General features: G+C 69.3%; 9 protein-coding genes and 1 pseudogene. 7 read left to right on the forward strand and 3 right to left on the reverse strand.

Annotation, left to right across the window (positions count from 1 at the left end; all coding sequences use genetic code 11):
* The first annotated feature begins 529 nt into the window (after window positions 1-529).
* A complete protein-coding gene (locus AB0E02_RS05105) occupies window positions 530-913 on the forward strand; it encodes a hypothetical protein (RefSeq protein ID WP_362136144.1) in 384 nt (127 codons plus the stop codon).
* Window positions 914-1,131: 218 nt separating this feature from the next.
* Window positions 1,132-1,464, forward strand: coding sequence for a BBE domain-containing protein (locus AB0E02_RS05110; RefSeq protein WP_362136083.1), 333 nt, complete (start codon window positions 1,132-1,134; stop codon window positions 1,462-1,464).
* 192 nt (window positions 1,465-1,656) lie between these two features.
* On the opposite strand, the pseudogene AB0E02_RS05115 reads toward AB0E02_RS05110, so the two are convergent.
* Window positions 1,657-1,792, reverse strand: a pseudogene (locus tag AB0E02_RS05115) (IS5/IS1182 family transposase); the annotation flags it as partial.
* A gap of 102 nt (window positions 1,793-1,894) precedes the next feature.
* Between AB0E02_RS05115 and AB0E02_RS05120 the strand changes: the two are divergent.
* A complete protein-coding gene (locus tag AB0E02_RS05120; RefSeq protein WP_362136085.1) occupies window positions 1,895-2,095 on the forward strand; it encodes a DUF2191 domain-containing protein in 201 nt (66 codons plus the stop codon).
* Window positions 2,096-2,610: 515 nt separating this feature from the next.
* Here AB0E02_RS05120 and AB0E02_RS05125 read toward each other — a convergent pair.
* Window positions 2,611-2,787 carry a hypothetical protein gene (locus tag AB0E02_RS05125; RefSeq protein WP_362136087.1) on the reverse strand — a complete coding sequence of 59 codons (177 nt, stop codon included), beginning with the start codon at window positions 2,785-2,787 and terminating at the stop codon, window positions 2,611-2,613.
* Between the two features lie 820 nt (window positions 2,788-3,607).
* On the opposite strand from AB0E02_RS05125, the gene AB0E02_RS05130 reads away from it, so the two are divergent.
* A complete protein-coding gene (locus AB0E02_RS05130; RefSeq protein WP_362136089.1) occupies window positions 3,608-5,728 on the forward strand; it encodes a bifunctional polysaccharide deacetylase/glycosyltransferase family 2 protein in 2,121 nt (706 codons plus the stop codon).
* A gap of 77 nt (window positions 5,729-5,805) precedes the next feature.
* The gene (locus AB0E02_RS05135) at window positions 5,806-7,212 is read left to right on the forward strand and encodes an LCP family protein (protein ID WP_362136091.1); all 1,407 of its coding nucleotides are present in this window, start codon (window positions 5,806-5,808) and stop codon (window positions 7,210-7,212) included.
* Between the two features lie 282 nt (window positions 7,213-7,494).
* Here AB0E02_RS05135 and AB0E02_RS05140 read toward each other — a convergent pair whose 3' ends face one another.
* Window positions 7,495-8,163, reverse strand: coding sequence for a DUF4142 domain-containing protein (locus tag AB0E02_RS05140; RefSeq protein ID WP_362136093.1), 669 nt, complete (start codon window positions 8,161-8,163; stop codon window positions 7,495-7,497).
* 986 nt (window positions 8,164-9,149) lie between these two features.
* Between AB0E02_RS05140 and glpK the strand changes: the two genes are divergently transcribed.
* Both glpK and AB0E02_RS05150 read left to right on the forward strand, forming a co-directional pair.
* A complete protein-coding gene (gene glpK, locus AB0E02_RS05145; RefSeq protein ID WP_362136095.1) occupies window positions 9,150-10,673 on the forward strand; it encodes a glycerol kinase GlpK in 1,524 nt (507 codons plus the stop codon).
* Between the two features lie 7 nt (window positions 10,674-10,680).
* A partial coding sequence (locus AB0E02_RS05150) for an FAD-dependent oxidoreductase (RefSeq protein ID WP_362136097.1) occupies window positions 10,681-10,865 on the forward strand: 185 nt, incomplete at its 3' end.

Consider the following 10,865-nt stretch of genomic DNA (forward strand, 5'->3'; position numbering starts at 1 on the left):
TCGCGGCGCGTATGACGGCTCGATACTGACAGTCATCAGCCGGTTGTCTGCTTCTCGACGGACTGCCGCGGCTGCTGACCTCCGACAGCATGCTCGGAATCGAGATTCGGTCCGCCAACTGTGCAGTAATAAGAACTCTCCGTATAAACAAGGTAGTTGGCCCGTCCACGGCAAACCACCTATTACGATGAGCGCCAACCACTCGCCCACCAGGCGTTGTTCACCGTCAAGGAGAAGGGCTGCCCATGGGCAAGCACGCAGCGAAGGCGTCACAGTCATTTACGCGCCCGGGCCGCCGGCACCACAGGGACACTGGCCGTCGTTCCGGGTGCCGGGGTCGCACCGGCCGTCGCCGCCGAAAGGAGCACCGACCGACCCATGAACACGGCGGCATCCTTGGATGCGGCGCAAGCCCCGGGCCAACTGACGCTGCCCGCCCCGACCGGGCGCCACCGCGTCGGCACGGTCGGCCTCCACCTGCGACTCATCACGCATGGATCCGTGGGTGCCCGGACAGCAACGCGAGTTGATGGTCTCGCTCGGGTACCCGGCCACGTACACCAGTCACTGTCCCGCCGCTCTCCCCTCGAACAGCCAGCAAGTGCTGCCGGGCGGGGTGACCCTGCCCCCCACTGCCGGCCACACCGGTGCCCCGGTCGACCACCGGGCCGGCAAACGGCCGGTGCTGCTGTACTCGCCCGGGCTGCACGGGAGCCGGGGCCAGGGAACTGCACTTGTTCAGGACCCGGCCAGCCGCGGCTACTTGGTCGTCACCATCGACCACACCCACGACTCCAGCGATGTGGTGTTCCCCGACGGGCGGCATGAGGTGAACACCATGCCGCCCGGTCCCACTCGTCCCACACCATCGCCATCCAGGCGGCGGACACCCACTTCATCATCAACCAGCTGACCGAGATCGCCCGCGGCCACAACCGGACGTGGAAGACAAGCAGCTCCCCCACGGTCCGACCCGAGCCATGAGCACGAAACGCATCGGCATGTTCGGCGCTTTCCTCGGTGGAGGAGCGGTGCCCGCGGCCATGCACGCGGGCTCCAGAAGCGACGCCGCTGCCAACCTGGACGGCCAGCTCTTCGGATCGGAGATCACCCAGCCGCTCAACCGCCCGGATGTCGCTCATCCTGGACGCCCTGGGTGGCGCGGTGGCCGATCTCGGTGTGCAGCAGTCCGCTTTTCCGCACCGTTCCGCGTTTGCCACGGCACAGATCTATGCGACTGCCACGGCTGCGTCCGAAGACGAGGTGACGCGCAGCGTCGGCGAGGTCGTGGCGGGTCTGGCGGATCTCGGTATCGACGGGGGGTATGTGAACTACATCGACCCGGCACTGCCTGACTGGGCGACGTGCTACTACGGTCCGAACCTGCCGCGTCTGCGTTCCGTCGCACACGACTACGACCCGGACCGGGTGTTCGACTTCGCGCAGAGTCTGTTGAGGGCCTGATTGGGCGGGATTCTCTGGGACCCGCTGGTCGATCGGAACGACAGCCTGGTCGGGGGCCGTCTCGGGGATTCCGAGCAGCCGGACGAGCACGGTCCGCGCCTCGGACGCATTCCTTCGCTCCGGGGCCGAGTACGTTAGAGAAGCGCGAGGTACTCCTCGAAAAATGCGCGGAGTCGGTCGGGGTCGACCCATCCATGGCCGGCCCTCGCGGGCCGGGTCCGCGCCTTCCACCCCGCAGCGCGGTGATCAGCCGACCGAAATGACGCCGGCTCAGCCCAGTCAACGGGGCTTCCCAGGACGGTCCCGAAGCCGTGATCGGACCAGCCACCGCGAGATCATCTACTCGGGGCCTTCCTGAGATCCAATCCTGAGCGCATGCTACGGAACCATGAGCAGCCGGAGTGCGACTGCGACGCGATGAGGGGGCACGGTGGCCAAGGTCAGTATCAGTCTCGACGCCGAACTCGTGGTGGAAGTGATGGTCCTGGCGGGGATCGGCTCGCCCCAGGACGCGATCGAGGCGATCGTGCGGGACTACATCGCCCGTGGCCATCGCACGGAGGCCCGCACCGAGCTCACGGGCCAAGGTCTGCGCGATCTCGACGTCAAGCCGCAGGAGCCGCAAGGCTGAGCCTCCTGCCGCGTGCTGCCGCTCAAACCGTCAGGCGACGCATCCAAGAGTCCGCCGGCACAGACGGCGAACGGCAGTTACGGGACTTACCGGCTGGGGTCGGCAGCGTAATGGGCGGGTGGTCGTGGAGGCGGTCGGTTCGCCGCCGCGACTACGTTTGCCTGGGGGAGAAGTTCCCTCAGCTTCGGCTGCTGGGCTTGGAACGTGGGGAGGAGTGCGGTCCGCTGCTCGGGGGAGAGGTGGGGGAGGGGCCGGCCCATGAGTGAGCCTGCAGGTGCTGAGCCAGTCGATGAGTCCGGGGTCGGCGGTCGATGCCTTGAACCGCTCCTTGAAGTCGCCGAAGAACTGTAGCCAGTCCAGGGCGGAGTCGGGGTGCGGCGCGGGTGGGCACACGGCGCGGGTGGGCACTCGGGAGCGTCTTCGGCTTCACCCGTACCGGGGGCAAACGCCGAGAAGGCGCCTGGCGAGTTGAGATTGCTCACGCCTGTGACCGTCAGCAACCCCTTGACGAGCCGTCAGCGCGTCCCTTTCGGGAGCTCGGGAGGCCGCGGTCGGGGCAGGCCGCCGCGGTGTCGAAGTTCCTTGTTCAGCGTGGGGAAGGGAGACGCGGTGGAGATCAGGCGCCAGGCACGGATGGAGCGCGTCGCGACGTCGAGTGTGATCGTGATCTCGACGTGGTAGGTGTCGTTCATCGTGAGGTGAAGGCCAGGACGGCCTGTTGCCGTGCCACCCGGGTGCGCGAGTAGGGTCGGGGGCTGCGTGATGGCTGAGGGCTGCACCCTGGCCTCCCGGCCCTTGTGAGGGCACATGCGTACGTGGTCTTCCTGGCCCCACCCGGGAACGGCGCATGGCATGCGCACGTACGGGAAGTGTCCGTACGCGCCGGGCACCGGGATGCGGCTCCGACGTCTCACGGGCAGTACAGCGGACCCCCGGGTCCGTACCCCCCACACACAAAGAGTCGCGCGTGCGCGGCCGCAGATCAGGAGCACCAGTGCAGGGCATCCCCCACATAGCCAGCACACCGCACGACGGGCGATTGTCGTCCGTACCCCCTGCCCGCAGGGAGCCGTACACGGCGCAGCACACAGGGCGGGACATGACACAGCGCATGCCGCACCGGGACGCGGTGTCGGCAACGGCGCCTCGTGTGACCCCGGCGGCACGGCGCCCCCAGGCAGCCGCCCCCCAACTCCCCGTGTTCATCAGCCAGTCGAGCTGGCGCAGGCGGGCGCTGCAAGGCGTGGCGCTGGCCGTGGGATGCGCCTGCGTCGGGTATCTGCTGTTCGTCGGCACGCTGATCAGCGGACTCCGGCAGCCCGTCGGCACGCACCCGCCGAGTATGAACGGACCGGTGCCTTCCGGCCCGGGCACCGGCACGTCGCAAGTCGGCCACGGCGCACCGGCCCGAGCCGAGGCACACCGGCCGCCGGCCAGGGCCCACGCGGACCGCGACGACCACCGCCGCCCGCCGGCCGGCAGATCCACCCCGTCGGCCGGAGGTCCGAAGCAGTGAGCCGGCACTCCGCTGTTCGGCGCCCGCCGCGCGGACACTGGCTGGTCCTCCTGTTGGTCCTCCTGGTGGTCGCCGTCACCCTCCTCTTCGAGGGCTGGACGACCCACCAGGTCGACGCCGCCCGCACCAAGCCGCCGTGCACCAGGCCGATCCCGCGCGAGGCGGACGACGGGAAGCCGCTGCTGCGGTTCGGCCCGCAGGGGGTCGCCACCGCGGCCATGCCGCCGGGGACCGTCGCGCTCACCTTCGACGGCGGGTTCGACCCGGTGTGGACGCCGCGTCTGCTCGATCTGCTGCGCAGGCACCATGCGCGGGCGACCTTCTTCGTCTACGGGAAGGACGCGGCCCGCTACCCGGAGTTGATGCGGCGGATTCTCCGAGAGGGGCACGAGATCGGCTCGTACACCTACAGCGGCGGCGACCTCGGTGTCGCCTCTCCGCTGCGCGCGCGGCTTGAGCTGTCGCTCACCCAGAGCGCTCTCGCGGGTGCGGCCGGCCTCAACACCACCCTGCTGCGGCTGCCGCACACCACGGCAGCGGACACGCTGTGCGGCGCCGAGTGGACGGCCGCGAAGCGCGCGGCGGCCCAGGGGTATCTGGTGGTCGCTTCCGATCACAAGGACCGCAAGCCGTGGCGGGGGGTGGTGACGCAGCACAGCCAGACCGACCTGGGCTACCACGAGGCGGAGGATCTTCTGCGGGACCGCAGTGTGAAGCGGTTCACCACCGTCAGCGGCGGGCTGGGACGTCTTTCTTTCCTCGACGAGGTCCCAGCCGCCCAGGAGATAAAGGGTGCGGGCCTGATCTGGTCGCAGCGGCTCGGGCACGCCTTCCTCACCGTGATGGTGTGGACGCTGACCCTCACGGGTGCGCTCGGCGTCCTGCGGATGCTCCTGTTCGCGGTGTTCGCCCGGCTCCACGTGCGCAGGCTGCACCGGTACCGGCCCGGCGCACCACGGCTGCGCGCGGTGCGGGACCCGGTGACGGTCCTGGTGCCCGCGTACAACGAGGAGGCCGGCATCGCCTCCACCGTGTACTCGCTGCTCGCTTCCACCCACCCGCATCTGCAGATCATCGTGATCGACGACGGCTCGACCGATGCCACCGCCGACATTGCCGAGGACATCGACGACCCGCGGGTGACGGTGATCCGGCAGCCCAACGGCGGCAAGCCCAGTGCCCTCAACACCGGCCTGGCACACGCCCGGCACGACATCGTCGTCATGGTCGATGCGGACACCATCTTCGAACCCGCGGCGCTGGCCCGGCTGATCCAGCCGCTCGCCCACCCGGCGGTCGGTGCGGTCAGCGGCAACACCAAGGTCGGCAACCGGCGCCGCCTGCTGGGCAAATGGCAGCACCTGGAGTACGTCCTCGGCTTCAATCTCGACCGGCGGATGTTCGAGGTCCTGGAGTGCATGCCGACGGTGCCGGGGGCGATCGGCGCCTTCCGCAGGGACGCGCTGATGGGCATCGGCGGCGTCAGCGACGAGACCCTGGCCGAGGACACCGACCTCACGATGGCGCTCTGGCGGGCCGGCTGGCGCGTGGTCTACGAGGAGTCGGCGGTGGCGTGGACCGAAGTGCCCAGCACGGTCCGGCAGTTGTGGCGCCAGCGCTACCGCTGGTGCTACGGCACCCTCCAGTCGATGTGGAAGCACCGTCACGCGGCGGTGGAGGTCGGCCCCGCCGGACGCTTCGGCCGACGCGTGCTGCTCTACGTCACGCTGTTCCAGATCGTGCTGCCGCTGTGCGCACCGGTCGTGGACCTGTTCGCCCTTTTCGGGGCGCTGTTCCGCGACCCCGTGGAGGCTGCCCTCGTCTGGTTCGGGTTCCTCGCCGTCCAGTTGGTCACCGCCGCGTACGCGCTGCGGCTCGACCGCGAACGGCTGCGCGTGCTGTGGGTGCTGCCGCTCCAGCAGTTCCTCTACCGGCAGTTGATGTACCTGGTGGTCATCCACTCCGTGACCACGGCGCTGCTCGGCACCCGCCTGAAGTGGCACAGCATGAAGCGCACCGGAACCGCCGACCCGTATCTGCTGGAAGCACCGTCCGCAGGGACGTCCGGAGATCCCGTCGAGGAACTGCCCCCGCGGCGGAGCCTGTCGTCGCGGTGAGGGAACGGAGGGGACGGGAGGGGAACCGGCGGGCGGCCGCGCGAGTCCGACCTGGGACATGACCGAGGGAGTTGACCATGACAGACCCGCTTGACCAGCGGGCCGGACGCACCACACCCACGGGGGAGCAGGGCCGGTACGGTGACGCCGGGAGCCGTCCCGTGCGCCGGGGGCCGGTGCGGGTGACGGGCGAACTGTGGCGCCCGGAGCCGGGGGGCGGCCGGGGACCGTACGTCGAGCCGGAGCTGTACGCCGATCCAGGTCTCTGCACCGATCCGGGTCCGTACGCCGATCCGGGTCCGTACGCCGGCCAGGGTCCGTACGCGGACCGGGAGGACGCTGCCGCGCGTGAGCGGTTCGCCGAACGCCCCAGCTCGCGCTACGGGCCCCGGCGCGCCCACGCCCGGCAGCCGAAGAAGCGCAGGAGGCTGCGGCGGGCGGCGCTCGTCCTGCTGGCCGTTGTGGTCGTCGCGGCGGGCGGCACGTACGGCTGGGCCGAGACCCGGCTCCAACGTGACGTCGCCCTCGGCGCGTACGGGGACCGTCCGCCGCCCGGCGAGGGCACCAACTACCTCATCGTGGGCTCGGACAGCCGCGACGGGCTCTCCGAGGGCGACGTGAAAGACCTGCACGCCGGTGGGGGCGGCGGGCGGCGCACCGACTCGATGATGTTGCTGCACACCGGGGCCCACGGAACCAGCATGGTCAGCCTGCCGCGCGACTCCTGGATCACCGTGCCCGGCCGCCTCGACACGTCGACGGGCAAGACCAAGCGGCCCGAGGGGGACAAGTTGAACGCCGCCTTCTCTTACGGCGGCCCCGAACTGCTCGTGCACACCGTCGAGAAGAACACCGGGCTGCGCATCGACCACTATGCGGAGATCGGCTTCGCCGGGTTCGTGAACATCGTCGACGCCATCGGCGGCGTTCGGATGTGCCTGGACCGGGACATCAAGGACGAGAAGTCGGGCGCCGATCTGCGCAAAGGCTGTCACACCCTGAACGGCAAGCAGGCGCTCGCCTTCGTCCGCGAGCGGCACCAGGAGAAGGAGGGCGACCTGGGCCGGTCGAGGAACCAGCAGAAGTTCCTGTCGACCCTCGCCCACCAGGCCGCCCGGCCCGACACCCTCTTCGACCCGCTGAAGATCGGTCCGGCCGTGCAGGCCGGGCTCGACACGCTCATCGTCGACAAGGACATGAGCCTGCGCGATCTCAGCACGATGTTCCGCGCCGTGCAGAGCGTCACGGGCGGACACGGCAAGCAGATCAACGTGCCCGTGTCCGGTATCGGTGTCCCCACGCCCAAGGGCAACGTACTGAAGTGGGACGCCAGGAGGTCGGCCCGGCTCTTCGACGACCTGCGGTACGACCGGCCGGTGACGGAGACGGGGAAGACGTCCCGGCATCGGGGCGGTGCCGTCAGCCACGCGCCGTCACGCGACGACCGCCCACAGCAGCAGGAAGAGCAGCAGGCCGAACGGTGACAGCAGGCTCGTGAGAACCAGGAGCGGCCCCGGTCAGGGCAGAGGGCGAACTGACCGGTCGGCCGCCACTCCAGCGCCTCCGCGGGCCTCTCCGGCGTCGCCGACGACATCCCGTTCGTCGCGACCATGGTCCTCATCACCAGTGATCCTGTCCCCAACTTGGGCGGCGAGAGTGCCCATATCCAGACAACATCGTGCGAGGCGGGGCCCCTGGGCGCCCCTGCCGAGCCGTTGGTGATCACTCATCAACGCCCCCGGTGTCGTGGATGCTGTGCGGGAAGGTCATTTGGGAATGGTCGAGGCGACGTCGTCGAGGGTGGCGTCCTTGACGAGTCCGGTGTCCTCCAGAACGTCCATATGGTCCTGGACGGTGTTGTTGGTTTGCGTGGCCAGTCGCCGGATCAGCGAGTTCTTGGTCGTGGCGCGCACCTCGCCGATGGTGATGAAGATCTTGCCGTGGGATGCACGCAGCAGGTCCACGAAGAGTTGGTCGAACGCTTGGCCCCGGGCGTTCTTCAGCTGATCCACCCAGCCCTGTTGTTCGGGGGTGGCCTGGTCGGGGATGGGCACGTTCAGCGCCTCGGAGTCCTCACGGGCCAGCTCGTCGAGCTTGCTGTGCCCTTCGAGCAGATGCATACCGGCGCGCTTGATGGCTTCGCTCGATGCGTGTGTCTGGGCGAGCCGCCCTGCCGGCATCTCCCACAGGCCGGCCTGCCGGACCTTGGTGAGGAAGATCTTGTCCAACGCGGAGACCGTGCCGGTGTTCCCACGAGGGCCGGCCAGGGCCGCGCTCGCGGCCGGCAGATCGGCAGAGACGGACTCGTCGGCAGAGCTGTTCCGCTGCCCCAGCCACACGGACACGGCAGCGATAACTGAGGTGAGGGCGAGTGCGGCGGCTATGAGGCGGCCGCGGTTCGAGGTGGGCCGGGGGTTTCGCGCGTGAGATTTCATCGTGCCTCCTGGATTGCGCGCGACGGATTGCCGAGGGGCGCAGCCGTCCGGGCGAGGGTGGGCGGTGCCACGCTAACCGTTGCACTAGGCAATGAAGCGGATTGAGCGACGATGCTCAAATCCGGCCGCCGGGCGGCGCGCGTGAGCTACGATCCCGCTCTTCGCGCCATGGCATGGGTGCTGGCTCCGGCCCTGCGGGGCGGATTCCTTGACCGGAGGTTCAGGGTTTCCGGATGCGGGATGCGGGATGCGGGATGCGGATGCCGGATTCCGTGAGGCTGAGGTGGACTCCACGGCGAGGGCCGCATCGCGGCAACGGTTGATGCCGGACGGACCGGAGCCTTCAAGGGCCCGCGCCGGACGTGGAGTTGCCAGGCGGCGTCAGGAAGAGAGCACCGGGCGGCCTCTCAGCCCGTAGAAGCACCGCTACCGACACCCGCTGAGTCGACGCCGTCAGGAGCGCACCTCGCGGACCACGGCCATCCAAGCCTTCGCCTTCGCCCTGGCCGATCTCTACCGAGATCGAAGCCGTCCCCCTGCTCGTCCGGCAGGTCGCATGGAGGGCCGGCAACGACGGCGGACGGTTCGTGAGGCGAAGCGTCCGTTGCCGCAACCTCAAGGGATGTACGGCTGGGCGACCCTGCCACGAGCCTCAGGCTCTGACTCTGATTCTGGACCGGCGGTGCGGACGGCCGGCGCCCTCTCGCGTCGGCCCTGCCTCCGGGGCTGATCACCGCCCGTCCCAGCTTTGCAGCTCTAAGTTACCGGCGGGCAACCCCTTGACGTCCATCACATGGCCGACAAAACTGCCGTGCAGCGGTCGACATTGTCGAACGGCGGACGGAATCGGAGCAGCGTCGCTCCGACTGGAGCTAGCCGGGTCCGGTCGACGAGCTGAATCGGCGCCTTCCTGCACCAGCTGGCTTCCCTGGACATCGAGCCCCGCCGCCACCGCACCGTATTGAGCCGCTCCAGGAGCACACACCGTGACCGACGCGCACACCGCGGGCCCGTTCATCGCCGCGATCGACCAGGGCACCACTTCCAGCCGCTGCATGATCTTCGACCGGGACGGCCGGACCGTCTCCGTCGACCAGAAAGAGCATGCACAGATCTTCCCCAGGCCGGGCTGGGTGGAGCACGACGCGGCCGAGATCTGGACCGACGTCCAGGAGGTCGTCGTCGGAGCCCTCCACAAGGCCGGGATCACCCGAGCCGATCTCAGGGCGCTCGGCATCACCAACCAGCGCGAGACGACTGTGCTGTGGGACAAGAACACCGGTGAGCCGGTCCACAACGCCATCGTCTGGCAGGACACCCGCACCGACGCGCTCTGCAAGGAGCTCGGCCGGAACGTCGGCCAGGACCGCTTCCGCCGGGAGACCGGTCTGCCGCTGGCCTCGTACTTCGCCGGCCCGAAGATCCGCTGGCTGCTCGACAACGTCGAGGGCCTGCGCGACCGCGCCGAGCGCGGCGAGATCCTCTTCGGCACGATGGACTCCTGGCTGATCTGGAACCTCACCGGCGGCGTCAACGGCGGCCACCACGTCACCGACGTCACCAACGCCTCGCGCACCATGCTGATGAACCTCCACACCATGGAGTGGGATGAGCGCATCCTCGCCTCCATGGATATCCCGGCCGCCGTCCTGCCGGAGATCCGCTCCTCCGCCGAGGTGTACGGCATCGCCGGCGGAGTCCTGTACGGGGTGCCGGTCGCCGCCGCTCTCGGCGACCAGCAGGCGGCGCTGTTCGGCCAGACCTGTTTCTCCGAGGGCGAGGCCAAGTCCACGTACGGCACCGGCACCTTCATGCTGATGAACACCGGCCACCAGCCCGTCAACTCCCACAGCGGCCTGCTGACCACGGTCGGCTACCGGATCGGCCGACAAGCGCCCGTCTACGCATTGGAGGGCTCCATCGCGGTCACCGGTTCGCTCGTCCAGTGGATGCGCGACCAGATGGGCCTGATCAACAGCGCGGCCGAGATCGAGACCCTGGCCAGTACGGTCGAGGACAACGGCGGCGCCTACTTCGTGCCGGCCTTCTCCGGCCTGTTCGCCCCCTACTGGCGCTCCGACGCGCGCGGTGTCATCGCGGGCCTGACCCGTTACGTCACCAAGGCGCACATCGCCCGCGCCGTTCTCGAGGCCACCGCCTGGCAAACCCGCGAGATCGTCGAAGCGATGCACAAGGACTCCGGCGTCGCCCTGGCCGCGCTGAAGGTCGACGGCGGCATGACCTCCAACAACCTGTTGATGCAGACCATTTCCGATGTCCTCGACGCGCCCGTGGTCCGTCCGCTGATCGCTGAGACCACCTGCCTCGGGGCCGCGTACGCGGCCGGACTGGCCGTCGGCTTCTGGCCGGACACCGATGCGCTGCGCGCCAATTGGCGCCGGGCCGCCGAATGGACCCCCCGGATGGAAGCGGCGTCCCGTGAGCGCGAATACCAGCACTGGATCAAGGCAGTCGAGCGGGCCACCGGCTGGATCGAAGAGGAGCACTGAGGACGGGATGAACAGCCTGCACAGCGACCAGCCCCTGAGCGCGTACCCCGCCCCCGGCCGCGCCGAGACCCGTGAGCGACTGTCTCGGGCGACCTACGACCTCCTGGTGATCGGTGGCGGCATCCTGGGCATCTCCACCGCCTGGCACGCCGCGCAGGCCGGACTGCGGGTGGCCCTGGTGGACGCCGGCGA

Origin of the sequence: Streptomyces sp. NPDC048196 (assembly GCF_040652715.1) — a bacterium.
In the GTDB taxonomy this organism is placed as follows: Bacteria; Actinomycetota; Actinomycetes; order Streptomycetales; family Streptomycetaceae; genus Streptomyces; species Streptomyces siderophoricus.

Bases quoted from the DNA above. Each gene is read 5' to 3' on its own strand.
- AB0E02_RS05105 (WP_362136144.1), top strand. From the start codon at position 530: ATGGTCTCGCTCGGGTACCCGGCCACGTACACCAGTCACTGTCCCGCC.
- AB0E02_RS05110 (WP_362136083.1), top strand. From the start codon at position 1,132: ATGTCGCTCATCCTGGACGCCCTGGGTGGCGCGGTGGCCGATCTCGGT.
- AB0E02_RS05125 (WP_362136087.1), bottom strand. From the start codon at position 2,787: ATGAACGACACCTACCACGTCGAGATCACGATCACACTCGACGTCGCG.
- AB0E02_RS05135 (WP_362136091.1), top strand. From the start codon at position 5,806: ATGACAGACCCGCTTGACCAGCGGGCCGGACGCACCACACCCACGGGG.
- AB0E02_RS05140 (WP_362136093.1), bottom strand. From the start codon at position 8,163: ATGAAATCTCACGCGCGAAACCCCCGGCCCACCTCGAACCGCGGCCGC.